Here is a 24,160-nt window from a genome sequence, read left to right as displayed (position 1 = left end):
CCCTCGCTCTTGCCCTGGAGCTGGCGGGTGAGTTCGGGACGGATCTTGTCGTCGGCCGACGCGCCCGCGCCGGTCTCGGCCTGTGCCGCCGTGCCGGTCACGGCCAGCGTGGTGGCGGCGAGCACCAGGGCCGCGCCCGCGCTCACCAGCCGCCGGGCCGGGCCCCATCTGTGTGGACGTCTCAGCATCGGTGCTGCCTCCTGTTCCGATGACCCGCTGATGATCGAGCCATGGCAGAAGGGCCAGGAGACGAACTCCCGACTGCGACACCGGTGTGAAAAGAACCCCCCAGGCCCCCTAGGCGCCGTGCGGGTCTGCGCCGGACGCCTGAGTGGACACTATGATCGACAGTAAGGAACGATCAATGACCGTACGTGAGCAACATGTCACCAACAGGCCCCCGGATCGGACGGCCTGTTGACAGTTTTAGTCACGGTGGGGCGCGGTGACGACTGACGGCACGAACGCGGCGGACTCCGGCACCGACCCGTCGGAGCGCCCCTTCTCGCTCGTCATCGGGGTGACGTCGTCGCCGGCCGAGCGGCTGCGGCTGACCGAGTTGCTGGACGGCGTCGCGCCCCTTCTGATGGTCGCCGATCTCGACGAGCTGCGCGAGTTGATCATGACCGGCGCGCCCGCCCCGGCCCCCGCGCTGGCGCCGGCCGTCGCGCCGGTCCGGCCCGTACCCCGGGACAAGCCCGCGCCGGACGGCGCGCTGGTGATCGACGCGGCCCGGTCCACCGCCCGGTGGGGCAACCGCGAGACCGCCCTGACCCGGCTGGAGCGCGACCTGCTGACCTGCCTCACCGCCGAGCCGGTACGGGTGTGGAGCTACGCCGACCTGCACCACGCGGTCTGGCACGACGCGCCGACGCACGGCCGGGCCGACGTGCAGTCCCTGGTGAAGCGGCTGCGCCGAAAGCTCGACGAGCTGGGCACCGGCGTCACCATCGCGGCGGTACGCGGCGTCGGCCTGCGGCTGACCGACCACCGCCACCCCCGGGTGCGGGGCGACTGACCCCGGGTCCGCTGTGGACGATCGGCGTCGCGTGCCGACGCCGCGCACGGCCGGACGGTGACAGCGGGTGACCCGATCGGTGGAGGCGTCCTACCGGTGTGGCCGGAATTGATGGCGACCGGTCGATTACCGGTGCGGCACGTATCGCGAGAGGTCTTTGCCTCCTACGGTGGCGTCCGGCACGCGGACGGAGGGGAATCGGGAATCACCCGAGGGGGCCGTCCCGGCGGACAGGGAGAGTTGTCTCGATGCGAGTTTGGCTTCGCGCGGTGGCGGTCGTCGCCGCCGGCGCGGTCGTGGTGGCGGGAGTGCCGGCGCTCGCCGCCACCGTCACCGTGCGGGACGCCGGCGTGGCCGGCCGTACCGGCGCCCAGGCGACGGGGAGCAACGCCGCGCTCGGCGCCGCGCGTACCACCGCGACCCGTGCGCTGGTCACCCCCGGGGACACCCGGCTGATGCCGACCACGCCCCGCACCGACACGCCGCGGATCACCAACGGCGAGATCACCGACATCGAGGTGATCGGCAACCGCGTCTTCATCGCCGGCACGTTCACGTCGATCGCGAACGTCGGCGGGTCCGCGATCACGCAGCGGTCCCTGGCGTCGTACAACCTGGACACCGGCAAGGTGGACACCGGGTTCAAGCCGGTCATCGACGGCGCGGTCGCCGCGGTGGAGGCGTCGCCGGACGGCTCGTCGCTCTACATCGCCGGCGCGTTCAACACGATCAACGGGGTCACCAAGCGCAAGATCGCCCGGCTGAACCCGACCACCGGCGCGCCGATCGCCGCGTTCACCGCCACCGCCAACGCGCGGGCCACCGCGCTCGCGGTCAGCGGCAACGCCGTCTACGTCGGCGGCCAGTTCGCCACCGTCAACGGGGTCAGCCGCAGCGGCCTGGCCGCGCTCAACCCCACCACCGGCGCCGTCGACACCGGCTTCAACCTGCCGCTGACCGGCGGCATCGGCGTCGGCGGCATGCTCACCGTGCAGCAGCTCAAGCTCACCCACGACCGCAGCAAGCTGCTGGTCGTGCACACCGGCCGCCAGATCGCCGGCCAGGACCGCTACGGCGTGGCGCTCATCGGTACGGCCAGCAAGGCGCTGCTGCCCTGGCGTACCCGGCTGTGGGAGGACAACCTCTCCTTCGTCGGCGGCATCCAGCGGGTCTTCGCCGGTGACATCGCCCCGGACGACTCGTACTTCGTGGTCACCAGCGGCTCCGGCGGTGACCGTCCGCCGATCAACGACACCGCCATCGCGTACTCGCTGACCGGAAACGACCACGTCGAGCCGCTCTGGATCTCCCGGCACTTCGACAGCATCTACTCGGTGGCGATCACCGACACCGCCGTCTACGTCGGCGGTCACTTCAGCTGGCAGGAGTCGCCCACGTCGAACGTGCCGTGGCCCGGCCTGGACAACGTCGGCTACGGCACCGGCCAGGGACTCAGCGGCTACGGCCTCGGCGACCAGGTGGTCCGCCGCGACCACCTCGGCGCGCTGGACCCGCTCACCGGCACCGCCCTGGAGTGGAACCCCGGCTCCAACTCGTACGAGGGCGAGAAGGCGATGCTCGCCACCTCGCGCGGCCTGCTCGTCGGCGGTGACGGCAACGTCAAGGGCGGCAAGACGACCGGCCGGGTGGCCTTCTTCGACCTCTCCAAGGAGCCCGCACCGGCGGCGCTGGACACCACGATCACCACGCCGATCGAGGGCGCGGTGAAGCCGGCGGGCGAGTCGTTCACCATCAGCGGTCAGGCGCTCGCCCCGGCCGGAGTGGCCCGGGTCCAGCTGGAGATCCAGGACCGCAACAGCGGCAAGTACCTCCAGGCCGACTTGACCACCTGGGGCGCGTTCAAGGCGATCAACACGACGGTCGCCGCGCCGAACGCCACCTCCACCACGTGGAGCCTGCCGGTGACGCTGCCGGCCGGGGTCTACCAGTTGCAGGCCAAGACGTTCGACCGCAACGGCGCCGGCGACACCACCAAGGCGGTCAAGAAGATCGAAGCGTTCCGCTTCGACGACCTGCCGCCGACGACCCGGATCAGCTCGCCGGCGGCCGGCCTGGTCGCCACGCAGACGTTCGTGGCCTCCGGCACCGCCACCGACGACAAGGGCGTCAACTCGCTGATCTACTCGTTCCGCACGCCGGACAACAGGTACCTGCAGGACGACGGCACCGTCGCCGCGGTCTACAACACCTTCCGCGGCGAGCCGGACGTGATCGGCGCGACGTCCGCCACCTGGCAGTACGAGGTCACGCTGCCGATCGAGGGGCAGTGGAAGATGACCGCCACCGCCGTCGACACGACCGGGCAGAGCGACCTGCGCGGCGACACCCGCGACTGGACCGTCTCCGCCAACGGCGTACCGCCGACCGTGGCGATCACCTCGCCGGTGGCGATGACCCCGCCGGGCAACCCGGCGCCGCTCACCGTCGCGCCCGGCGGCACGATCACGTTCGCCGGTACGGCGCGCGACGACGACGCCCTGAAGTCGGTCGAGATCTATCTGCGCAACAACACCACCCGCGAGGCGCTCGCCAGCGACGGTACGTGGGGCGCCGACTCGGTCGCCGGCTACCACCGGATTTCGCCGACCAACCTCGACGCCGCGACGTTCGACTGGTCGTTCACCACGGTGCCGCTCACCCCGGGCGTCTACGACTTCCGGGTACGGGCGACCGACAAGCTCGGCCTGACCACGTCCAGCACCAACATGGGCCGGCTCACCGTCACCGCCCAGGTGCCGGGCGACGCCTTCCCCAACGGGCTGCTCAGCTTCACCGGCACCAACCAGGACATCGACCAGCTGCACCTGGACCTGGCCGGCACCGCGACCGACGACAAGGGCGTCCGGGAGGTCCGGATCGCGCTGCGCGACCTGGACACCGGCCGGTACGTGCAGCCCAACGGCACCATGGCCGCCGCGTTCGCCACCGTCGACGCGACGCTCGCCTCGCCCGGCGCGACCAGCACCGGGTTCACGCTCTCGATCGACCTGCCCACCCGGGGCACCTACAGCGTCGAGGCGTGGGCCGTGGACACCTCGGGTCAGCAGGACAACTCGACCAGCGGCGCGACCGCCCGTTACCTGGTCTACCCGGGTGACACCGACCCGACGCTGGAGCCGAGCATCACTCCGGTCGAGGGCCAGGCGTACACCGGCGGCCGGATCGTGATCACCGGCCGGGCCGTGGACGACGGCGGCATGCAGAAGGTCGAGGTGCAGATCGGCAACAGCGCCGGGCAGGGCATGAACTCCGCCGGCACGTTCGGCCGGGCGGGCGCGCCGAGCAACTGGCCGTGGATCGCCACGTTCCTCACCAGCCCGGGCTCGCCGGGATCGAACTTCGCGTACACGTCGCCGGTGATCCCGGCCGGCACGTACACGGTGACGATCCGCGGCATGGACAACCGGGGGCAGTACCAGCAGCCGCCCCGTACCGTCACGGTGACCGTCACCGACTGACGATCACGCGGCCTCGCGGGCCGGTCCGCGCCGGGTCTCCCGGCGCCGGGCCGGCCCGTGCCCGTTCTCAGGGCTCGATCAGGCACATCCCGGCGACTGCCGGCCGGTCCATGGTGGCCAGCGCATCGGGCGCGGCGGCCAGGTCGACGGTGCGGGTGACCAGTTCGCCCGGGCGCAGCACCCCGGCGGTGACCAGCCGCAGCATCTCCGGGTACGCGTGCGCCGCCATGCCGTGGCTGCCGCGCAGCTCCAGCTCGTACGCGATCACCAGGTCCATCGGCAGCACCGGGCGGCCCTGCGCGGCGGGCAGCAGCCCGACCTGCACGTGCCGGCCGCGCCGGCGCAGGCCCTCGATCGACGCCACGCAGGTGGCGTGACTGCCCAGCGCGTCGAGGGAGAGGTGGGCACCTCCGCCGGTGGCCTCCCGGATCGTGGCTGCCACCTCGCCGGGACCGCCGAGCGCGCTCGCGTCCAGGCAGACGGTGGCGCCGCTGCGGCGGGCCAGCTCCAGCGCGGCGGGGGAGACGTCCACGGCCACCACCCGCGCGCCGCTCGCCGCCGCGACCATGACCGCGGACAGGCCGACACCGCCGCAGCCGTGCACTGCGACCCACTCGCCCGCCGCCACCCGGCCCTGCGCGACGACAGCCCGGAACGCGGTGGCGAACCGGCAGCCGAGCGCGGCGGCGGCCGCCTCGTCCAGCTCGTCCGGCAGCCGGACCAGGTTCACGTCGGCGTGCCGTACCGCGACCAGCTCGGCGAACGAGCCCCATCCGGTGAAGCCCGGCTGGGTCTGCCGCTCGCAGACCTGCTGGTCGCCGGCCAGGCAGGACGGGCACCGCCCGCACGCGCAGACGAACGGCGCGGTCACCCGGTCGCCGGGCCGCCAGCCGCGGACGTCCGCGCCGGCCGCCACGACGACACCGGCGAACTCGTGCCCCGGTACGTGGGGCAGGCGGATGTCCGGGTCGTGCCCCTGCCAGCCGTGCCAGTCGCTGCGGCACAGGCCGGTCGCACCGACCCGGACGACCACCCCGTCGGGCGCCGGCGTCGGATCGTCCACGTCGCGAATCTCCGGCCGCACCCCGAACCGCTCAAACACCACAGCACGCATGCCCCCGATCCTCACACCCCCACCCCGCGTCTCCTTCCACCCCCCACCCGCCCGCTCCCCGCTCCCCGCTCCCCGCTCCCCGCTCCCGCGATCTTGCACTTGCGGCCCTGTCGATGTCCTGAATGCCCCATCTGACCGGGCAGAAAGTGCAAGATCACCGACGAGGGCCAGTGCCCGCCTCGCCTGCCCGTGCCGGGCGCGTCCAGGTCTCCCATGCCTTGAGAGCCGTGGTCCGTATCCCGGGAGCAGCGTAGATCTTGGTACGAAAGTGCCCTCATTGGGGCCGTTTCGTAGCAAGATCTGCTGGCGGCTCGGGCCGTCGGGACGGGGGAGGGTGCGCGGGGCGGCTCGGGCGGCGAATCACGGAGTCTGGGGCGGGCTCGGCTCTCACGCCACGCCCTCCTGACCCCGGTGATCAAGGAATTTGTGTCCTCACCGGGGCGGTGTCAGTCCGCAAATTCCTTGATCACCGGGGGCGGGGGAGGGGAGGGAGAGGGTGGGCTACAGGCGGCGGCCCTTGGAGTCCTGGGCGGTGATGCCGTCCAGCGGGGTTCCCGGGGTGAGGGTTTCCGGGTCGAACCAGAAGATCACCACTTGGGGGTCCTCGCTCCAGCGGGCCAGCTTCGCGTCGACCTGCCGGCCGTCGACTGTCCCGACGATGCGGGCGGCCGGGCCGACGAAGTAGCCGAACGTGGGGACGGACGTGTCGGTGGGCACTCGCTGCTGGTCGTACCCGATCTCGTGGAACCCCGCCCGGCGGTCGCTGCCGGACACGTCGTTGACCAGGAAGTCGGAGGTCAGGCGGCCGTCCGGCGCGCGCCGCCCGGCGACCAGGCCGATCGTCACGCGCGGCAGTTCCGGCACGTCCACCGGGACCACGAAGAACACGCGCTCGTCGGCGCCGTACCGGATGCCGCTTCCCACGACGGTCCCGAGCGGTTGCGGCGGCGCCTCGGTCGGGGCCGGCGAGGCGGTCGGCGAGGGCGGGGGAGTGGCGGCGGACGCGGTGGCGACCGGCTCCCCGGCCGGGAGGTCCGGCGGGCCGGGCCGCGACGCCACGGCGGTGACCCCGACCGCCACCGCGACGGTCGCCACCGCCGCCGCGACCCCGGTGCCGATCCGCCGGCGGCGGCGCAGCCGGCGTCCCCGGCGCATGATGTCCGCGATGTCCAGGCCGTCGGCCCGCTCGGTCACCCGCATCACGCGGCGCAGCTCGTCCATCTCGGTCACCGGCACGTCTCCTGCGGTCGCGGTGCGGACAGACCGGCGGTACGCAGCTTCTCCAGCGCCCGCGACGAGGTGCTCTTGACGGTGCCGACCGACACGTCGAGTTCGTGGGCCACCTGAGCCTCCGGTAGGTCGAAGTAGTGCCGTAGCACGACGACGGCGCGTTCGCGCGCGGTGAGCGTGCCGAGCGCGGTGACCAGCCACCGCCGCGTCGCCACCTCCTCGGCCATGTCGCCGCCGTGGCGCTCCGGCAGGTCGTCGCTCGGGTACTCGCGGATCGGCCGCCGCCAGGTGTCGACGAGGTGGTTCACCAGCACCGAGCGGGCGTAGCCGTACGGGTCGCCGTTGCGGATCCGGGACCAGGACGCGTACGTGCGCACGAGCGCGGTCTGGGCGGCGTCCTCGGCGTGGTGGTGGTTGCCGGTCATGAGGAACGCGGCGTGCGTCAGCCGCGCGGAGGACGCCCGCGCGAACTCGACGAACTCCGCGTCACCCCGGGCCATGGCCGTCCTCTGCACCTCTCACCCCGGTAGGGACGTGCGGGACGCGGAAAAGGTTGAGTCCCCGCCGGACCAACTTTCGCGACGGATCACCCGTCCTCATCCCCGTGCCCCCGACCGGGCACCGAGGGGAGACGAGATGACCAGGACCGTGGACCGGACACGCGGCGGCGCGGCGGTGATCGCGCTGGCGGTGGCGCTGGCCGGCTGCACACCGGCGGTGGCCGACCAGCCCGCTGTCGCGCTGTCCGAGCCGGCCGGGCCGTCCGCTGCCGCGCCGGCCGCGTCGGCGGCGGCGCCCGTCCGGCCCCGGCCGGCGCGGATCGGCTATCCCGCCGAGGGTGGCAACCGGTGGCGGTTCGCCGCCGCCGAGCCGGCCATCACAGGGGGTACGGGCCGGCTGCTGCGCTACCGCGTGGCGGTGGAGCGCGACATCACGGGTCTGCCGGCGGCCGACTTTGGGGCGCAGGTCACCGGCATCCTCGCCGGCCCGGGTGGCTGGACGACCGACGGGCGGATCGCCCTGCGTCGCGTCGGAGCCCGTGAGCCCGCCGACTTCACCGTCTATCTCGCGACCCCCGGTACGCGCGACGACCTGTGCGGGGACGGCCTGGACCGGTACACGTCCTGCCGTAACGGGGGCCGGGTGGTGGTGAACGTGGCCCGCTGGGTGCTCGGCGCGCCCGCGTACGGCAGCGACCTCGCCGCGTACCGCCGTTACGTGGTCAACCACGAGGTCGGCCATCGCCTGGGTCACGGGCACGAGCGCTGCCCGGGGCGGGGGCGTCCGGCGCCGGTGATGCAGCAGCAGACGCTCGGCCTGCACGGCTGCACCCCGAACCCGCTGCCGTTCCTGCGCGGCGAGCGGTACACGGGCCCCTCCGGCGTGTACGACGACCGCCTGCCCCCGCCCGAGGGCGGCCGGCCGGGCTGAGGTCCGGCGCGGGTCCGCGGGGCCGGGCTGCGCGGGCCGTCCGTCCGGGCGCGCGTGTGCCCGGCCGCGTCGGCGATCCCATCCGGCGCTCAGAACAGCGTGGCCGGGCCGACCGGCTCCGGTTCCGGCAGCGGCGCGAGCCCGGGCACCCGCTCGCGGACCTGGTCGTGGAAGCGGCGGGCCAGCTCGGGCGCGTCCGCGTTGTCCGGCGTGTGCACGAACACGGTCGGCGAGCGGCCCTCCCGCAGCCAGCCGGTGACCACGTCGAGCCACGGCTGCCAGCCCTCGACGGTGCGGGCCGGGTCGTCCCGGCCGAGGTAGCGCACGACGGGCCGGTCGGTCAGCGCCCGGGTACGCAGCGGCAGGCGCGGTTTGCGCGTCCACGCCTCCCGCTCCGCGTCGCTGGTCGGCGGCGTCCGGAAGAACGCTGTGGTGTCGAACGGGATCCATTCGGCGCCGGCCCGGTGCAGCGTCGCCTCCAGCGCGCGTACCGCACCGGCCTCGGTGAAGAAGGCCGGGTGGCGGACCTCGACGGCGTACCTGTGGGTGGCGGGCAGCGTGCGCAGGAACCGGTCGAGGTCGGGCACGTCGTCGGGGCCGAACGAGCCGGGCAACTGGATCCAGAGCGCGTCCGCCCGGGGGCCGAGCGGCTCCATGGCGTGCAGGAACGCCCGCAGCTCCGCCTCGCCGCCGGTGAGCCGGCGCTCGTGCGTGACCACCTTCGGCAGCTTCGGCAGGAAGCGGAAGCCCGGATCGGTCTGCTCGGCCCAGGACGCCACCGTCCGGCGGGCCGGGGTGGCGTAGAACGTGGTGTTGCCCTCCACAGCGTCGCACCACGCGGCGTACGCGCGCAGCCGCTCGTGCGCGGGCAGCGGATGCGGCAGGAAGCGGCCGGACCAGGACTTGTGCGTCCACATGGCACAGCCCACGTGCAGGCGCATCCCGGTCACCGGTAGGGCCAGCTCGTCGAGCCGCCGCGCAGCGCCGCCTCCCGGTTCCACTTCCGGGTGAAGTACAGCGCGAGGCAGCCGAACCCGGCGAACACCGGCGCGAGCAGCATGAGCAGCAGGCCGGCGCCGAGCCGGAAACGGTCGCTCTGCAGGCCCTTCGCCGACGTCAGGGTGAACGCCTCCACGCCGTCACCGGTGCAGCTCACGAAGTCGGTTTCCATCCAGGTGATGCCCTCGGTGGCCAGCACCGGAGTGAACAACCGCGGGTCACCGCGGTCGGTCATCACCGACGCTGTCCCCTCGGGCCGGGCCCCGGTCAGCTCCCTGCTGCGCTGCTCGCCGCTGGTGTAGACGCGGCTCTTCGCGGTGCACCGGACGGTGGCGGGGTCCACGTCGGCCGGCGACGCGAGGATGAGGATGTTGCCGGGGCGTACGCCGGTGTCCCGCACCTTGATCTCGGCGCCGGGTGCGAACTCGGCGGCGGCGGAGAAGGTCGACGCGGCCGCGAACGGACCCGTCTGGGTCAGCAACGCGAGGCCGAGGAACCCGGCCAGCAGGAACCCACCGCCGCCGACGAAGATCCACATGGCGACCACGGCGCGGAAGCGCTGCACGAGCGGGCTCACCGGACGCGGTCCATGTCACAGGCGCCCTCGGTGACCTGCCCGGGGTCGGCGGAGTACACGCTGCGCTTGGCGTCCGGCACAGACAGCTGCACGCAGAGCGCCGACGCGTCGTTGTTGGTGACGAACGTGACGACGCCGATGCCGTCGTAGTCCCCGACCGACAGGTCGCTCACGCCCCGGGGGAACTGCCCGGTCTCCTGCTTGACGGACACGGCCTCGCTCATGGCGTCGCGGAGGTAGGTCTCGGGATCGGTCCCGGCGTCCCCGCCGCAGGCGGTGAGGGCGAGCGTCAGTGTCGCCAGCGCCGTCACCGGACCGGTCCTTCTCCGTCGCATCCGTCCTCCTCGCGCAGTACGTCGGCGGGCCGGGCCGCCCGTCCGCCGCGCCCACGGTAGCCGGGACGGTCACGGACCGCGGATTGGGCCGCGACCGGCGGGGCAAGAGGAGGCCGGAGGTGGTGACGATGACCGACGGACCGGGTCTGCGGCTGTGCCAGGTGGTGCTGGACTGCACCGACGCGCGCGCCCTGGCCGAGTTCTACCGCGTGCTGCTCGGCCTGGTCTACCGGTCCGGTGACGAGCCCCCGGCGGCCGGAGAACCGGACGAGCATGGCCGGGACTGGCTGGTGCTGAGGACCGCGGAAGGCGTGCCGCAACTGGCCTTCCAGCAGGTCGACCGGCTGCCGGAGGCGACCTGGCCGGAAGGGGAGGTGCCGCAGCAGCTGCACCTCGACCTGACCGTGCCGTCGGTGGCCGAGCTGGAACGGCAGCACGAGCGGGTGCTCGCGCTCGGCGGGCGGCTGGTGCGGGACCGGTCCGACGACCCGGACGAGCCGTTACGGGTGTACGCCGACCCCGCCGGTCACCCGTTCTGCGTCTTCGTCGCCTGAGGCAGGGCGGGCACGGGTCCCGGCCCGGCCTGCCCTACGGCCGCTCCACCCGTACCGGGTCGCCGCGCACGAGGTCGTCGTGGATCCGCCAGCGGGCGTCGACGCCCGCGCGCCGGGCCGCCTCGTCGTCGGCGCGATCCGCTGCCGCAGCAGCTCGACCGCGATACGGCGGTTGAGATGCAGGTGCCGTTCGGTGTCGACCACCACGGTCCGGCCGGACGGGCGGTGCGTGGCCCGGACGGCGGTGCTCGCCTTGTTGCGGTGTTGGCCGCCGGGCCCACCCGTGCGGCAGGGCACGAACTCCACGTCCGCCTCGTGGAACGGCGTGACCACCACCTCGGTCCGGCAGGTCCGCGCGGTGACGTACCAGTTCTTCCGGCCGTGACCCGTCCGGTACGGGCTGGGCGCCTGCCAGCAGAGCGTGCCGGTCCACCCGGCCGCGAACGCCTCCGCCCCGGCGCCGTTGATCCGGACCAGCACCGACCGGTACGTGCCGGCCCGGTCGCCGGTCACCGTCTCGACCCGCTCGGTACGCAGACCTCGCCGGGCCGCCTCGCCCTCCAGACGGGACAGCAGCCGGGCCAGCGCCCACGCGCACTCGGCGGGTCCGCGCCCGGCGGACAGCAGCAGCTCGGTCACCGGCGGCCCTTCCGGCGCTCGTCGCGGCGACCCGCGTCCGGCGTCTTGTAGGTGACAAGCGGAACCGTGGTGGTGACCGGCGTGGCGAGGTCGTGCGCCACCAGGTCGCCGATCACCTGCTCGATGCGCTTGTACGCGGTGGGCGCCTCCTCGAACAGCAGCTGCCGGTCGCCGCACACCACGATCGAGCCGACCGGCGTACGCCGCAGTTCCTCGACCGTGTGCTTGGCCCGGCCCCGGCGCAGCGCGTCGGCGCGGGACATCTTGCGCCCGGCGCCGTGCGCCACCGAGTAGCCGGCGTCCGGCCCGGCGTGCGCGGCCACCAGGTAGGAGGGCGTGCCACGGGTGCCGGCGATCAGCACGTCCCGTCCGTCGCCCGGCGCCGCGCCCTTGCGGTGCAGGTAGTGCCCGTCGCGGATCTCGACCAGGTTGTGGCACTGGTCGACGACCGGTTCGGTGGGTTCGGCGCCGAGCGCGTACGCGACCCGCGCGGCCAGCAGCCGACGGTTGAGCGAACCCCAGCGCACCGCCGCGTCGTGCCGGGCCAGGTAGGCGTCCGGGTCGGGCGCGGGACCGGCGCCATGCGCCTCGGTGTGCTCGCGCAGGATCCGCTCGCCCAGCCCACGCGAGCCGGAGTGCACCACGAGGACCAGGTCACCGGCGTCCAGCCCGAGCCGAGCGGCGTGCTCCGCCGCGAGGATCGGCCCGACGCGGGCCAGCTCGACGAAGTGGTTGCCGCGCCCCACGGTGCCGAGCCCGTCGAGGTGACCGGCCGGGATCTCGCCGTCCAGCACCGACCAGGCCGGGTCGTCGTCGTCCGGGTCGAGCGCCCGGTCCAGGTCGGGGAACCGGGCGGCGAGCCGTTCCGGTACGACCCGGCGCAGCGCGATCGGGAAGACCGCGATGCCGCATCCGATGTCGGAGCCGACGAGGAACGGGTAGAGCACCGTCGAGGACATGGCGGCGCCGATCGGCGCGCCCTTGCCGGGGTGCAGGTCGGGCATGGCGGCGACGTGCGCCATGCCGTCGAGGGCGGCGACCTGACGGCACTGGTCGAGCGCGGCGGACTCGATCCAGCTGCCGGGGGAGGAGAAGACGGAGACGGTGGCGGGCACGACGGCCCGCCCGGAGGGGTACGCGGACACAGACGCTCGATTCTGCGGAAAGAGAAGCGGGAACGGCAGGCGGCGAGGAGGGGCCTGCGGGCTGGGTGCGATCCGTCAGAACGTCATGCCGATCACCTTCTCGGAAGCGGCGCGGGCCGGCAACCGACTTTCGACCCGCCGAGCGCCCGCGTCGACATCGGATGACCTGATCCATAGACTCCGGTCGTTCTGGTACCACGAGTCCAGGGAGGACCACCGTGTCGAGCGAAACCCGAACGCACGCCGCCTTACCCCTGCTGGCCCGCCTCGCCGGGGTGAGCGTGGCCGCCGCGACGATCGTCGCCGCCGCCGGTGTCGCCGCGACCGCGGCGCCGCCCGCCGACCCCGCGCCCACCAAGGGGCCGTGCGCGTACACGCCGACGCCGGACGAGCCGGCCGCCCGGCCGGTGTCGCTGCCGCCGGACCCGCGCCGTACGCCGGACCGGGGCACCGTGCGGGTCACGCTGCGCACCAACCAGGGGCCGATCGGGCTGACGCTGGACCGCGAGCAGGCGCCGTGCACCGTGCAGAGCTTCCTGCACCTGGTCCGCAAGCGCTTCTACGACCGGACGCCCTGCCACCGGCTCACCGCGTACCCGACGCTGACCGTGCTGCAGTGCGGCGACCCGTCCGGCACCGGCTCGGGCGGTCCTGGTTACCGGTACCGCGACGAGCTGCCCACCGACCTGCCGCCCGCGCCGACCGACCCGACCGGTGTACGCCGCCTGTACGCGCGCGGCACCCTGGCCATGGCCAACGCCGGCCCGGACACCAACGGCAGCCAGTTCTTCCTGGTCCAGGCCGACTCGGCGCTGCGCCCCAACTACACGGTGTTCGGCCAGGTCGACGCGGCCGGGCTGGCCACGCTGGACCGGATCTCGGCCGGCGGCATCGCGCCCACCCCGGAGGATCCGGCGCCGGTCGACGGCGCCCCGGCGGTGCCGGTGGAGATCTGCCGCGCCAAGCAGGGCCGCTGACGTAACGGCCCGGCGGGACGGCTGCCGAGGCCGCCCGCCGGGCCCGCGTCGCCGCCGGTAGCCTGCGGCGATGACGCATGAGCGGGAGATCACCGAGCCGGTCGACCTGTGCCGGCCGGACGGGCGGCTGAACCCGGACGCGGTCGGCTGGAGCCGCCGGCCGCTGCACCGGGCGAACCTGCGCGGCTGGGGCCGGGCCAAGCGGTGGGAGCACTGGGGTGTGGTCACACCGACGCACATCCTCGGCCTGGTCGTGTCGTCGCTCGACTACGCCGGGGTGCAGAGCCTCTACCTGCTCGACCGGAGCACCGGCCGGGAGACGACTGCGGAGGCGGTGGTGCCGCTCGCCCGGGGTACCGTGCTGCCGCCGGTCAGCGGCGCCGGTCCGGTCCGGGCCCGGGGCGGGAAGCTGACCGTCGCGGTGGACCAGGGCCCGGACGGCAGCACCGTGCGGGCGACCGCGCCGGGCGTCGAGGTGGACCTGACCGTGCCGCTGCCGGCGGGGCACGAGTCGCTCGGCGTGGTGGTGCCGTGGAGTACCCGACGGTTCCAGTACACGGTCAAGGACATCGGCCGGCCGGTGCACGGCACGATCACCGTGGACGGCACGGCGTACCCGGTGGGGGAGGGGTCGTACGCGGCGCTCGACCACGGCCGGGGCAAGTGGCGGTACGCGGTGCGGTGGAACTGGGCGGCCGGCAGCGGGCCGGGCCGGTCGATCCAGCTCGGCGGCAAGTGGACCGACGGCACCGGCTCGACCGAGAACGCGGTCTTCGTCGACGGGCGGCTGCACAAGATCGGCGCCGATCTGACCTGGGAGTACGACACCGCCGACTGGCTGCGGCCGTGGCGGATCACCGGCGACCGGGTGGACGTGACGTTCCACCCGTTCCACGAGCGGGTGGCGCGTACCAACCTGCTCGTGCTGGCCGGCGAGACGCACCAGTGCTTCGGGCACTTCACCGGCTGGGCGGCGACCGACGACGGCGAGCGCGTGGATCTGGACGGCCTGGTCGGCTGGGCCGAGGAGGCCCGCAACCGCTGGTGAGGCCGGTCCCCGCCGGGCCGGGCCGCCCGGCGGGGACGCCCGCTCAGGCCGGCAGCCGCCAGACCTGGTTCGCGCCGCCGAAGCAGTCCCAGATCTGCAGCCGGGTGCCGTTGGCGGAGCTGTTGCCGGTGGCGTCCAGGCAGCGGCCCGACGCCGGGTTGCGCAGCGTGCCGTTGCTCTGGGCCGCCCAGACCTGGGCCCCGGTGCCGTTGCAGTCCCAGAGCTGGATCGTGGTGCCGTTCGCGGTGCCGGCGCTCGTCACGTCCAGGCACTTGCCCAGAGCGCGCAGCGTGCCGTCACCGGCGACGGTCCAGCTCTGCGCGGCGGTGCCGTTGCAGCCGTACAGCTGGATCGCGGTGCCGTTCGCGGTGCTCGCGGCCGCGACGTCCACGCAGGCGCCGCCGATGCCGGTGATCGGCCCGGTACGCCCGGACGGCGGCGGGTTGCCGCCGCCGGTGAGGGTGTCGTAGATCGCGCTGACCAGTGAGGTCGAACCGGTGGTGTCCTGCGACAGCTCCCAGTTCATCATCCCGCCGGCGTTCGCCATGGCCCACTGGGTCTTGCGCTTCACCGTCGGTACGCCGTTGTAGCACTGCTGCGCGCCACCCACTGTGGTGCAGTCCCGGTTGGCGTTCGCCGGGTCCATGCCGACCAGCGCGGAGTAGGTGTAGTAGCCGGGCCGGCTGTAGAAGGGCACGCCCAGCACCGCCTTGGCGGCGGGCAGGCCGCGCGACTTCCACCTGTTGATGCTGGCGATCGACCAGTCGTAGTTGGCGTGCGGGCTGCCGCCGTCGTACGCCATGATGTTCAGCCAGTCCACCGAGCCGAAGACGGCGGTGGGCACGCCGTCGACGTAGTAGCCCTCCGAGACCACGGCGGCGGTGAGCAGTTTGCCGCGGCTGTGCAGGGCGCTGCCGAGCTGCTGCATGAGCAGCGTGTAGTTGTTCGCCGAGGCGCCCGGGTCGGGGTACTCCCAGTCCATGTCGACGCCGTCGAGGTTGTACTGGTTGACGAAGGCGATCAGGTTGTTGACGAAGGCGGTGCGCGTGCCGGAGTTGGCGGCGAGCGCCTCGAACGCGGAGTCGTCGCCGTCGTTCCAGCCGCCGACGGCGATGGAGACCTTGACGTTGTTGGCGTGCCCGAGCGACACGAGTGAGGAGAGCTTGCTCGGGTTCTCCACCGGGCGCAGGCTGCCGTCGCCGTTGGGGAGCACGAACGCGTAGTTGATGTGGGTGAGCTTGCCGTACTGGATGGTGTTGACGTTGCCGCTCCAGGAGGGCATGTAGCCGACGCTCTTGAAGTTGTTCGGCAGCACCACCGCCTCGGCGGCGGTGGGGGCGAGTGTGAGCGTCGCGGCGGTGGTGGCCAGCGCGAGCGCACCGGCGGCCAGGCGCCGCCGGAGGTGAGGTCTGGGCATCGAGGGCCTTCCCGGGGACGGGGGCGGATGGGGTGTTCCTCGAGGTGGCCCGAATATTAAAGAGTATTAACTAAGCCGTCAACGACACACTTCGATACGTGACGCGGCATGCGCCCTCGGTCAGCGCAGCAGTACCGGCCCGGCACCGATCGGCACCCGGAACAGCGCGTACGGCTTGCGCCGCAGATCACGTCCACCCTGGTAGGTCGCCTGCCGGTGCAACTGGTTCGCGGTGACGTAGAGGTGGCCGTCGACGGCGACCGACATGGTGTCCGGCCACTGCAGGCGCGGATCGTGCACCACTGTCTCGAACTCCCCGTCCGGGCGGCGCCGCAGCACCGCGTTGTGCTCGTACGCGGTCAGGTAGAGCGCCCCGGAGTCGTCGGTCTCCAGACCGTCGGAGCCGGTGCCCTTGTCGCCCTCGTCCACCACCGTGGCGGCGACCTGCTCGTCGCCGAGCGACCGGTCGGCCAGCGCGTCGGTGGCCACGCTGTACCAGCGGCGCGAGGCGAGCGGGCAGTAGTACAGCCGGGCGCCGTCGGCGGAGATCGCGATGCCGTCCGAACCCATCGAGACCGGCTTCGCCGGCCCGTCCGCCGGGCGTTGCAGGAACGGCCGCCCCTCCACCACCGGCCGGAACGCCGACAGCGGTTCGGCCTTGGTGGACGGATGCTCGTGCAGCCGGCGCCAGGACTCCCCGGTGGCGAGGTCCACCACGATGAGGCCGTTCGGACCGGAGTCGGAGGAGTCGGTGATGTAGGCCAGACCCGCCTCGCCGCGGCGCAGGTCGAACCGGACGTCGTTGAGGTACGTCGTGGGCAGCGCCACGTCGGCCGGGAACGTGATCACCTGTCCGACGGCGTCGGTGTCCAGGTCGACGCGGACCAGCTTCGGCCCGCCCGGCTTCGTGGGCTGGAACATCGGGCTGCCGGTGTCGAGCACCCAGAGACGGTCGGCCGGGTCGACCACGATGCTCTGCACCGAGACGAACGCGCCCGCGTCGTCGTCGCCGGACGGGTCGTTCCAGCCCTGATCGGGGAACGGCACCTCACGGCCGTCGCGCAGTTCGACCACCGTGGCCGGCACCTCGTCGCCCCACTTCGGGAAGTTGACGAAGATCCGGCCGGTGTGCGACACGCTCACCCCGGTCGGCATCGCCCCGGTGAAGGTGTGCACCAGTTCCAGCTCGCCGACCGGTTCGTCGGCCACAGGCCCGTTCATCCACTGCTCGTTCCCGGGCGGGGCCGCGGCAAACGTGGGCGTGGGGCGGTCCCGGATCCGGGACCGCCCCACGCACTTCGACGAGATCAGGCGACCGAGGCCGGGAACCTCTCCCAGACCCGGTGCGCCGCCATCAGCCGCTGCACCTCGGCGAGCACCTCGGCACCGGAACCACCGGTGACCACGCCGGGCGTGCCGGTGACGCCGGCCTGGTTCAGCACCTCGGCACCGGCGCCCCAGGCGCCGATCACCTTGGCGTGCCGCCACGCCTCCTCGACCAGCAGGAGCACCCGCGGGTCGACGGTGGCCCCGCCCGGTGCGCCGGCCTTGGCGTCGCGGGCCGGCAGCGCATCCGGCGCCGGGGCCGGGGCGCCGGCCAGCAGCACCGCGTCGAACTCGACCGAGCGGCCGGTGGCGAACGTGCGCTGCACCGGCAGCCCGTCGACGGTGCCGCCGTGCGCGGCGATCAGCAACGGCACCATGCCGGCGGCGGCCACCGCCCGGCGTACCTCGTGCACGTCGTCCAGGCCGGCCTGGGCGTCGACCACGATGCCGACCATCCGGCCGTCGGCCGGCCACTCCCGGCCCACCTGGGACAGCGCCGGGCTGGGCTGCACCTCCGCCAGCGGCACGGTGGGCTGCGGCACGGGCAGGCCCAGACCGATCGCCACCTGCTCGCACAGCACCGGGTCCACGTTCGCCAGGCACTGGAGCTGCCGCTCCTTGATCGCCTGGTGGTAGCACTTGCCCAGCTCGAACGTGTACGCCCGGATGATGTGTTCCTTCTCCACCGGCGACATGCTCTGCCAGAACAGGCGTACCTGGCTGTAGTGGTCGTCGAAGGAGGCCGGCGAGGCACGCACCTTCGGCGCCTCGGCCACCGTCACCGGGGTGTCCACGAACGCGTGCTCCCGGTCGCCGGCCGGGAACGGGTTGCCGCCGTCGAGCGAGTTCGGCCGGTACGGCGCCACCCCGGCGTGCACCGCGTGCTGGTGGAAGCCGTCACGCAGCATGTCGTTGACGTCGGCGTGCGGCCGGTTGATCGGAATCTGGGTGAAGTTCGGGCCGCCCAGGCGGGTGAGCTGCGTGTCCACGTACGAGAAGAGACGGCCCTGCAGCAGCGGGTCGTTCGTCACGTCGATGCCCGGCGGCAGGTGCCCGACGTGGAACGCCACCTGCTCGGTCTCGGCGAAGAAGTTCCGCGGCGTCTTGTTCAGCGTGAGCTTGCCGATCGGCTGCACCGGCGCCAGCTCCTCCGGCACGATCTTCGTCGGGTCGAGCAGGTCGATCCCGGCGAACGTCTCCTCCGGCGTGTCCGGGAAGACCTGGATGCCCAGCTCCCACTCCGGGTACGCGCCGGCCTCGATCGCGTCGTACAGGTCGCGGCGGTGGTAGTCGGGGTCGATGCCGCCGATCAGCTGTGCCTCCTCCCAGGTCAGGGAGTGCACGCCCAGCTTCGGCTTCCAGTGGAACTTGACCAGCACCGTCGCCCCGGCCTCGTCGACCATGCGGAACGTGTGCACGCCGAAGCCCTCCATGGTCCGGTAGGACCGCGGGATGCCCCGGTCGGACATGTTCCAGATGGTGTGGTGCTGCGCCTCGGTGTGCAGCGAGACGAAGTCCCAGAACGTGTCGTGCGCGCTCTGCGCCTGCGGGATCTCCCGGTCCGGGTGCGGCTTGCCCGCGTGGATGACGTCCGGGAACTTGATCGCGTCCTGGATGAAGAACACCGGGATGTTGTTGGCGACCAGGTCGAACGTGCCCTCGTCGGTGTAGAACTTGGTGGCGAAGCCCCGGGTGTCGCGGACCGTGTCGGCCGAGCCGCGCGAGCCCAGCACGGTGGAGAAGCGGACGAAGACCGGCGTCTCCCGCCCCTTCTTCAGGAACCCGGCCCGGGTCACCTCCTCGGCGGTGCCGTACGCGACGAACGTGCCGTGCGCACCGGCGCCCCGGGCGTGCACCACCCGCTCCGGGATCCGCTCGTGGTCGAAGTGGGTGATCTTCTCCCGCAGGTGGTGGTCCTGGAGCAGGACCGGGCCGCGCGGACCGGCCTTGAGCGAGTGGTCGGTGTCGCGCAGCCGGGCCCCGTTGGCCGTGGTGAGGTACGCGCCCTGCTGCCCCTTGGCGATCTTCGGCACGCCGGTCTCGGCGCCGGTCGGGGTCCGGGTGTCCGGCGCGCCCTGCTCGGCCTTGGGCGGCAGCGGGCCGTGCGGCGTGGTCGGCTCCTCCAGCGGTGGCGGCGCGCTGCCGGGAGCGCCGGGCACGTCCGGAGTCAGCGCGTCACCGACCTTCTCGACGGCGGCTTCGACGACACCCTTGACGATCTGGGCGGGCTTGCTGGATTCCATCAGGACCTGTCCTCCTACAGCTAAATGTCCAGGCCCCTTCGGCCCTACCCCAGCTCGGGGCGGGCAAACCGGAACAATCGCGGTATCGCTGGTCAGGACCGGTGCGGTACGGCCACGGCGGTGAGCAGCAGCCCACCGTCTACCAGCCAGCGGCCGTCCAGGACGTCCAGCGGCGGGCCGCCGTCGGCGCGGGTGCCGTCGACCAGGATCCGGGCGGTGAACCGGCCGTCCCGGTCGAAGGTCAGCTCCGCCTCCTCGAACCCGAGCCAGCGCCCGGTCAGCGGGTACCACGCCTTGTAGACCGACTCCTTGGCGCTGAACAGCAGCCGGTCCCAGTGCGTCGCCGGGTCGGCGGCGCGCAGCGCGGCCAGCCGCTCCGGCTCGCCCGCCACGGTGACCACCCCGGCCACCCCGTCGGGCAGCGGCTCGTGCGGCTCCGCGTCGATGCCCAGACCGGCCAGCGCCCCGGCCGGGGCCACCGCCGCCGCCCGGTAGCCGGTGCAGTGGGTGATGCTGCCCACCACGCCGGCCGGCCAGACCGGCTCCCGGCGGGGCCCGGGGCGGATCGGCGCCGGGGCGTACCCGAGGCGGGCCAGCGCCTCCCGCGCGCAGCGCCGGGCCGTGACGAACTCCTGGCGGCGCGTGGCCACCGCGCGGGCCACGAGGTCCTCCTCGCCCGGGTACGGCGTCTCGCCCGGCCGGTCGGCGAACGCCTCCACGGCCATCGCCCCGGCCGGCAGCAGCGTGCCGATCATCCGAGGATCCGCTTCATCGGCGCCGGCTCGCCGCCCCGGCGCCGCCACTCGCGCGGGTAGCCCAGCGAGACCTCCTCGAACCGCACGCCGTCGTAGTGCGTGGTGCGGGGAATGTGCAGGTGGCCGTAGATCGCGACGGCGGCGCGGTGGCGTACGTGCCAGTCGGCCGTCCGGTCGGTGCCGCACCACTGCGCGAACTGCGGGAACCAGAGCACCTCGGTGGGCTGCCGCACCAGCGGCCAGTGACTGACCAGCACCGTGGGCAGCGCCGGGTCGGTGGCCTCCAGCCGCCGCCGGGTCACCTCCAGCCGCGCCGCGCACCAGGACTCCCGATCCGGGTACGGGTCGGGGTGCAGCAGCATCTCGTCGGTGCACACCACACCGGCGTCGTACGCCGCGCGCAGCGACTCCTCCTTGGTCGCGGTGCCGGGGGCGCGGAACGAGTAGTCGTAGAGCAGGAACAGCGGCGCCACGGTGACCGGCCCGCCCGCGCCCCGCCACACCGGGTAGTCGTCCTCCGGGGTCAGCACGCCCAGCTCGCGGCACATCGCGACGAGGGCGTCGTAGCGGGCCACGCCGCGCAACGTCACCGGGTCCTTCGGGTGGGTCCACAGCTCGTGGTTGCCCGGCGCCCACACCACCCGCGCGAACCGGTCGCGCAGCAGCCGCAGCGTCCGTTCCACGTCGGCGAAGACCTCGCCGACGTCACCGGCCACGATCAGCCAGTCGTCCGCCGTCTCCGGTCGCAGGCCGTCCACCACCGCGCGGTTCTCCGCGTACGACACGTGGAGGTCACTGACCGCGTACAGCGCACCCGTCACCCGGCCGATCCTGCCAGCGGCGCTTCCGGATGACCAGGCTCGCCGGCCGGGCTCTCCACCCGCGCGGTCACCTCGTCGAGCGCGCGCAGCACCTCCCGGGTCACGGCCGGCTCGGCGGCGGAGTGCCCGGCCTCCGGCACGATCCGCAGCGTCGCCTCCGGCCACCGGCGGGCCAGGTCGTACGCGGACACCGGCGGGCAGCACAGGTCGTAGCGGCCGTTGACGATCACGGCGGGCAGGTGCCGGATCCGATCCACGCCGTCGAGCAACTGGCCCTCGGTCAGGAAGCCGCCGTTCACCGCGTAGTGCGACAGGATCCGGGCCACCGGCAGCGCGTGCTCGTCGGCGGTGAAGTGGGCGAGCATCTCCGGGTCGGGCCGCAGCGACGAGTTGACCGCCTCCCACCGGCCCCAGGCCCGCGCGTACTCCCGGGCCCGCGCCTCGTCCGGGCCGTGCAGCCGCCTGTGGTACGCGGCCAGCACGTCGTCGCGTTCGTCCGCCGGGATCGGCGCGACGAACCGCTCCCACTCCTCGGGCTGGAGGTGGCGCAGCCCGCCCTGGTAGAACCAGTCCCGTTCGCCGCGCCGCAGCAGCAGCACACCGCGCAGGACCAGGCCGGTCACCCGCCGCGGGTGCGCCTGCGCGTACGCCAGGCCGAGCGTGGTGCCCCACGACCCGCCGAACACCAGCCAGGAGCCGATGCCCAGCCGCTGGCGGATGGTCTCCAGGTCGGACACCAGATGCCAGGTGGTGTTGGCGCGCACCTCGCCGTGCGGGGTGCTGCGGCCGGCGCCGCGCTGGTCGAACAGCACGGTCCGGTGGCGTGCGGGGTCGAAGAACCGGCGGGCCGCGGGCACCAGGCCGCCGCCGGGCCCGCCGTGCAGGAACACCACGGGTACGCCGTCGCGCCGGCCGACTTCCTCCACGTACAGGACGTGGCCGTCACCGACGGGGATCCGGTGGGTGGCGTACGGCTCGACGGGCGGGTGCAGGCCGGTCATGCCCGCTCATTCTGCCCGCCGAGGGGCCTCCCGGTGGTCCCGGTCAGCAGGCGACGTTGCCGCCGAGGTTGTCCAGCAGCGCGTCTGCGACCCAGCCGGACTTGCCGGTGGTGACGTCGCGCAGGTAGGTCCAGGTGTAGGTGGTGTGGCCGTTCGCGGTGACCCGGTCGCCGCTGGCGAAGCAGTGGAAGTCGACGGTGTGGCTGAGCTGGCCGTACCCGACCGACCCGCAGGTGGTGTGCGGGCCGGTGCGGATGTTGACGTTCGTGGCGTTGAACAGCTGGCCGAACTTGCTGTCCACGTTGGAGTGCGAGTGGCTGCATCCGGCGCTCGCCGGTCCGGCCGAACCGACCAGCACGGCGCCCGCCGCGGCGACGGTCAGGACGACGGAGGCGCCGATGGAGGAGATCTTCCGCATGCCCGTCAACTCCCGCAAAAGGATCGAGATGCACCAGCAGAACGATCCAAATATTTGCATAGAGCAAGCTCGATGAGCAAGACGCGGTGCCGCCGGCCCGGCCCGGGCCGGCGGCACCGAACGCTCAGGCGGTCGCCGGTACGCCGTTGTCCGTACCCGTGGTCTCCGCCTCGGGCACCCCGCGCGGGGCCGGCGTGCGGACCGCGAACGCGTCGAAGCTCGGCCCGTCCAGCCGCTCGACGAAGGGCTCGATGGCCGGCGGCTCCGACCGGTCCGGCTCGATCGCGTCCGGCTCGGTCCGCCCGTCCACGGCCCGGGGCGCCACCTCGGCCGGGACGGCGATCGCCGGGCGAACCGACACCTGTGGGTACTCGGCGGTCTCGCCGCCGCCCGCCGCGGCCGCCATGACCGCCGCCGCGGCCAGGTCGGCGACCCGCTTGGCCTCCCGCTGCACCCGGGCCCGGGTCTCCTTGGCGTGCTGCTCGGCCAGGTCCGCCGCGCGCCGCGCCTCGTCCAGCCGCTTGCTCTCCGCCGCCAGGTCCCGGCGTACGCCGACCAGCCGCTCCTCCAGCTCCGCGCCGGTCTGCTCGATCGTCGCGATCTCCTGGCGGGTGTCCTCCAGCTGCCGGGACACCGCCTCCAGCTCGGCCTTGAGCCCGGTCAGCGTCTCCTGCCGCTGCTGGATCTCCCGCTGTACGCCGGCCAGCTGCTCCTGGTGCGCCGCCGTCTCCTCGTCGGCCCGCTCCCGGACCTCGTTGGCGTACTGCTGCGCCTCGGCGACCAGCGCGGCGATGTCCTTCTCCGCGGCGGCGGCCCGGTCGGCCAGCTCCTGCTCGGCGGCGGCCCGCCGCTCGTCCAACTCCTTGGCCATGGTGGCCTGCCACTGGGCCAGCTCCTGCTGCGCCTTGCTGCGGTTGGCCTGGACCTCCTGCTGGATCTGCGTCCGCGCCGCCTTCACCAGCGCCTCGGACGCCGAGCGCGCCTGCTCGACCTGCTGCGCGCTCTGCTCGGTGATCCGCTTCGCCTCCTGCTGGGCCCGGTCGTGCACGGCCTGGCCCTCGGCGCGCAGCTTCTCCGCCAGCTCCCGCACGGCGGTCAGTTCCGCCTGCGCGGCGGCCCGCCGCTCCTCGTCCACCCGGTCCTGCTCGGCCCGGCGGGCGGACAGCTCCTCGTCCAGCTCACGCCGCTCCCGCGCGGCCTGCTCCTGCGCGGCGGCCAGCAGCTTCTCCGCCTGCCCCTGGACCTCATCCGCGCGCCGGTTGGCCACGTCGGTGATCTGGCCGGCCTGCTTCTCGGCCAGGTCCAGGATCTGGTCGACCATCGGGCCGAGGTCGCGGAAGGACGCCCGGTCCACCGGCGACGGGCGGTCGCGCAGCTCCACCGCCTCGGCCTGTGCCCGCTGCACCTGCGCGGTCAGGTCGCGCACCTGCGCGTACGCCCGGTCCCGCGCGGCGGTCAGCGCGCTCACCTCGGCGTCGATCTGCTCGACGTACCGGTCCACCTGGCGTTTGTCGTAGCCGCGCAACGCGGGGTCGAACCGCGGCCGCGCGGACAGGTCGTCATGGGGTGCGAACGGCTCGGCACCGTTGGACATGCGCCATCCTCCGTCGGTTCGCCAGCGCCAGGCCGGCGG

General features: G+C 73.5%; 22 protein-coding genes and 1 pseudogene. 6 read left to right on the top strand and 17 right to left on the bottom strand.

What is annotated here, in order from left to right:
* The coding region (locus O7604_RS29540; RefSeq protein ID WP_281578462.1) for a hypothetical protein at window positions 1-188 on the bottom strand (188 nt) is incomplete at its 3' end.
* Between the two features lie 257 nt (window positions 189-445).
* Here O7604_RS29540 and O7604_RS29535 point away from each other — a divergent pair.
* Both O7604_RS29535 and O7604_RS29530 read left to right on the top strand, forming a co-directional pair.
* Window positions 446-1,018 carry a winged helix-turn-helix domain-containing protein gene (locus O7604_RS29535; RefSeq protein ID WP_281578461.1) on the top strand — a complete coding sequence of 191 codons (573 nt, stop codon included), beginning with the start codon at window positions 446-448 and terminating at the stop codon, window positions 1,016-1,018.
* Between the two features lie 248 nt (window positions 1,019-1,266).
* Window positions 1,267-4,497 (top strand): Ig-like domain-containing protein, encoded by a 3,231-nt coding sequence (locus O7604_RS29530; RefSeq protein WP_281578460.1) that lies wholly within the window; start codon window positions 1,267-1,269, stop codon window positions 4,495-4,497.
* Between the two features lie 67 nt (window positions 4,498-4,564).
* Here the strand turns inward: O7604_RS29530 and O7604_RS29525 are convergent, their stop codons facing one another.
* The 3 genes from O7604_RS29525 to O7604_RS29515 all read right to left on the bottom strand — a co-directional run bounded on the left by O7604_RS29525 (window position 4,565) and on the right by O7604_RS29515 (window position 7,356).
* Window positions 4,565-5,611, bottom strand: coding sequence for a zinc-dependent alcohol dehydrogenase family protein (locus tag O7604_RS29525; protein ID WP_281578459.1), 1,047 nt, complete (start codon window positions 5,609-5,611; stop codon window positions 4,565-4,567).
* Between the two features lie 501 nt (window positions 5,612-6,112).
* Window positions 6,113-6,832 carry a hypothetical protein gene (locus O7604_RS29520; RefSeq protein ID WP_281580019.1) on the bottom strand — a complete coding sequence of 240 codons (720 nt, stop codon included), beginning with the start codon at window positions 6,830-6,832 and terminating at the stop codon, window positions 6,113-6,115.
* Window positions 6,833-6,837: 5 nt separating this feature from the next.
* Entirely contained in the window at window positions 6,838-7,356 is a 519-nt protein-coding gene (locus tag O7604_RS29515; protein WP_281578458.1) for a SigE family RNA polymerase sigma factor, read from the bottom strand.
* A gap of 121 nt (window positions 7,357-7,477) precedes the next feature.
* Here O7604_RS29515 and O7604_RS29510 point away from each other — a divergent pair, with 121 nt between their 5' ends.
* Window positions 7,478-8,272 carry a DUF3152 domain-containing protein gene (locus O7604_RS29510; protein ID WP_281578457.1) on the top strand — a complete coding sequence of 265 codons (795 nt, stop codon included), beginning with the start codon at window positions 7,478-7,480 and terminating at the stop codon, window positions 8,270-8,272.
* Window positions 8,273-8,361: 89 nt separating this feature from the next.
* Here the strand turns inward: O7604_RS29510 and O7604_RS29505 are convergent, their stop codons facing one another.
* The 3 genes from O7604_RS29505 to O7604_RS29495 are packed head-to-tail and all read right to left on the bottom strand — an operon-like array spanning window position 8,362 to window position 10,183.
* Window positions 8,362-9,189 carry a DUF72 domain-containing protein gene (locus O7604_RS29505; protein WP_281580018.1) on the bottom strand — a complete coding sequence of 276 codons (828 nt, stop codon included), beginning with the start codon at window positions 9,187-9,189 and terminating at the stop codon, window positions 8,362-8,364.
* A gap of 29 nt (window positions 9,190-9,218) precedes the next feature.
* Window positions 9,219-9,848, bottom strand: a complete 630-nt coding sequence (locus tag O7604_RS29500) for a hypothetical protein (protein WP_269700812.1) — start codon at window positions 9,846-9,848, stop codon at window positions 9,219-9,221.
* Window positions 9,845-10,183 carry a hypothetical protein gene (locus tag O7604_RS29495; protein WP_281578456.1) on the bottom strand — a complete coding sequence of 113 codons (339 nt, stop codon included), beginning with the start codon at window positions 10,181-10,183 and terminating at the stop codon, window positions 9,845-9,847. The genes O7604_RS29500 and O7604_RS29495 overlap by 4 nt, the downstream gene beginning before the upstream one ends.
* A 128-nt stretch (window positions 10,184-10,311) precedes the next feature.
* Here O7604_RS29495 and O7604_RS29490 point away from each other — a divergent pair, with 128 nt between their 5' ends.
* Window positions 10,312-10,737, top strand: a complete 426-nt coding sequence (locus tag O7604_RS29490) for a VOC family protein (protein WP_281578455.1) — start codon at window positions 10,312-10,314, stop codon at window positions 10,735-10,737.
* A 34-nt stretch (window positions 10,738-10,771) separates the two neighbouring features.
* On the opposite strand, the pseudogene prfH reads toward O7604_RS29490, so the two are convergent.
* Together prfH and O7604_RS29480 are read right to left on the bottom strand one after the other, a co-directional pair.
* Window positions 10,772-11,376 (bottom strand): annotated as a pseudogene (prfH, locus tag O7604_RS29485) (peptide chain release factor H).
* Window positions 11,373-12,521 carry an RNA ligase RtcB family protein gene (locus O7604_RS29480; RefSeq protein ID WP_281578454.1) on the bottom strand — a complete coding sequence of 383 codons (1,149 nt, stop codon included), beginning with the start codon at window positions 12,519-12,521 and terminating at the stop codon, window positions 11,373-11,375. The pseudogene prfH and the gene O7604_RS29480 overlap by 4 nt, the downstream one beginning before the upstream one ends.
* A gap of 218 nt (window positions 12,522-12,739) precedes the next feature.
* On the opposite strand from O7604_RS29480, the gene O7604_RS29475 reads away from it, so the two are divergent.
* Window positions 12,740-13,498, top strand: coding sequence for a peptidylprolyl isomerase (locus tag O7604_RS29475; RefSeq protein ID WP_281578453.1), 759 nt, complete (start codon window positions 12,740-12,742; stop codon window positions 13,496-13,498).
* Window positions 13,499-13,568: 70 nt separating this feature from the next.
* Window positions 13,569-14,546, top strand: a complete 978-nt coding sequence (locus tag O7604_RS29470) for a DUF2804 domain-containing protein (RefSeq protein ID WP_269700806.1) — start codon at window positions 13,569-13,571, stop codon at window positions 14,544-14,546.
* 43 nt (window positions 14,547-14,589) lie between these two features.
* On the opposite strand, the gene O7604_RS29465 is transcribed toward O7604_RS29470, so the two are convergent.
* The 8 genes from O7604_RS29465 to O7604_RS29430 all read right to left on the bottom strand — a co-directional run bounded on the left by O7604_RS29465 (window position 14,590) and on the right by O7604_RS29430 (window position 24,121).
* Window positions 14,590-15,963, bottom strand: a complete 1,374-nt coding sequence (locus tag O7604_RS29465; RefSeq protein ID WP_281578452.1) for a glycosyl hydrolase family 18 protein — start codon at window positions 15,961-15,963, stop codon at window positions 14,590-14,592.
* 120 nt (window positions 15,964-16,083) lie between these two features.
* Entirely contained in the window at window positions 16,084-17,184 is a 1,101-nt protein-coding gene (locus O7604_RS29460) for an L-dopachrome tautomerase-related protein (protein WP_281578451.1), read from the bottom strand.
* Between the two features lie 86 nt (window positions 17,185-17,270).
* The gene (locus tag O7604_RS29455; protein ID WP_281578450.1) at window positions 17,271-19,532 is read right to left on the bottom strand and encodes a catalase; all 2,262 of its coding nucleotides are present in this window, start codon (window positions 19,530-19,532) and stop codon (window positions 17,271-17,273) included.
* 92 nt (window positions 19,533-19,624) lie between these two features.
* Entirely contained in the window at window positions 19,625-20,287 is a 663-nt protein-coding gene (locus tag O7604_RS29450) for a 4'-phosphopantetheinyl transferase superfamily protein (RefSeq protein WP_281578449.1), read from the bottom strand.
* Window positions 20,284-21,108, bottom strand: coding sequence for a metallophosphoesterase (locus O7604_RS29445; protein WP_269700801.1), 825 nt, complete (start codon window positions 21,106-21,108; stop codon window positions 20,284-20,286). The genes O7604_RS29450 and O7604_RS29445 overlap by 4 nt, the downstream gene beginning before the upstream one ends.
* Entirely contained in the window at window positions 21,105-22,109 is a 1,005-nt protein-coding gene (pip, locus tag O7604_RS29440; RefSeq protein WP_281578448.1) for a prolyl aminopeptidase, read from the bottom strand. Before pip ends, O7604_RS29445 begins: the two co-directional genes overlap by 4 nt.
* 43 nt (window positions 22,110-22,152) lie before the next feature.
* Window positions 22,153-22,527, bottom strand: a complete 375-nt coding sequence (locus tag O7604_RS29435) for a hypothetical protein (RefSeq protein ID WP_269700798.1) — start codon at window positions 22,525-22,527, stop codon at window positions 22,153-22,155.
* Between the two features lie 124 nt (window positions 22,528-22,651).
* The gene (locus O7604_RS29430; RefSeq protein ID WP_281578447.1) at window positions 22,652-24,121 is read right to left on the bottom strand and encodes a hypothetical protein; all 1,470 of its coding nucleotides are present in this window, start codon (window positions 24,119-24,121) and stop codon (window positions 22,652-22,654) included.
* Window positions 24,122-24,160 lie beyond the last annotated feature (39 nt).

The sequence above is a fragment of the Micromonospora sp. WMMA1947 genome, from assembly GCF_027497355.1.
Classification (GTDB): domain Bacteria; phylum Actinomycetota; class Actinomycetes; order Mycobacteriales; family Micromonosporaceae; genus Micromonospora.
The sequence above is the reverse complement of the archived record's forward strand: the minus strand, read 5'-3'. Positions and strand labels throughout refer to the sequence as shown.

Coding starts and splice junctions, on each gene's coding strand:
- O7604_RS29525 (WP_281578459.1), bottom strand. CDS start 5,611: ATGCGTGCTGTGGTGTTTGAGCGGTTCGGGGTGCGGCCGGAGATTCGC.
- O7604_RS29520 (WP_281580019.1), bottom strand. CDS start 6,832: ATGGACGAGCTGCGCCGCGTGATGCGGGTGACCGAGCGGGCCGACGGC.
- O7604_RS29430 (WP_281578447.1), bottom strand. CDS start 24,121: ATGTCCAACGGTGCCGAGCCGTTCGCACCCCATGACGACCTGTCCGCG.
- O7604_RS29490 (WP_281578455.1), top strand. CDS start 10,312: ATGACCGACGGACCGGGTCTGCGGCTGTGCCAGGTGGTGCTGGACTGC.
- O7604_RS29460 (WP_281578451.1), bottom strand. CDS start 17,184: ATGAACGGGCCTGTGGCCGACGAACCGGTCGGCGAGCTGGAACTGGTG.
- O7604_RS29470 (WP_269700806.1), top strand. CDS start 13,569: ATGACGCATGAGCGGGAGATCACCGAGCCGGTCGACCTGTGCCGGCCG.
- O7604_RS29465 (WP_281578452.1), bottom strand. CDS start 15,963: ATGCCCAGACCTCACCTCCGGCGGCGCCTGGCCGCCGGTGCGCTCGCG.
- O7604_RS29510 (WP_281578457.1), top strand. CDS start 7,478: ATGACCAGGACCGTGGACCGGACACGCGGCGGCGCGGCGGTGATCGCG.
- O7604_RS29435 (WP_269700798.1), bottom strand. CDS start 22,527: ATGCGGAAGATCTCCTCCATCGGCGCCTCCGTCGTCCTGACCGTCGCC.
- pip (WP_281578448.1), bottom strand. CDS start 22,109: ATGACCGGCCTGCACCCGCCCGTCGAGCCGTACGCCACCCACCGGATC.
- O7604_RS29495 (WP_281578456.1), bottom strand. CDS start 10,183: ATGCGACGGAGAAGGACCGGTCCGGTGACGGCGCTGGCGACACTGACG.
- O7604_RS29450 (WP_281578449.1), bottom strand. CDS start 20,287: ATGATCGGCACGCTGCTGCCGGCCGGGGCGATGGCCGTGGAGGCGTTC.
- O7604_RS29455 (WP_281578450.1), bottom strand. CDS start 19,532: ATGGAATCCAGCAAGCCCGCCCAGATCGTCAAGGGTGTCGTCGAAGCC.
- O7604_RS29530 (WP_281578460.1), top strand. CDS start 1,267: ATGCGAGTTTGGCTTCGCGCGGTGGCGGTCGTCGCCGCCGGCGCGGTC.
- O7604_RS29505 (WP_281580018.1), bottom strand. CDS start 9,189: ATGTGGACGCACAAGTCCTGGTCCGGCCGCTTCCTGCCGCATCCGCTG.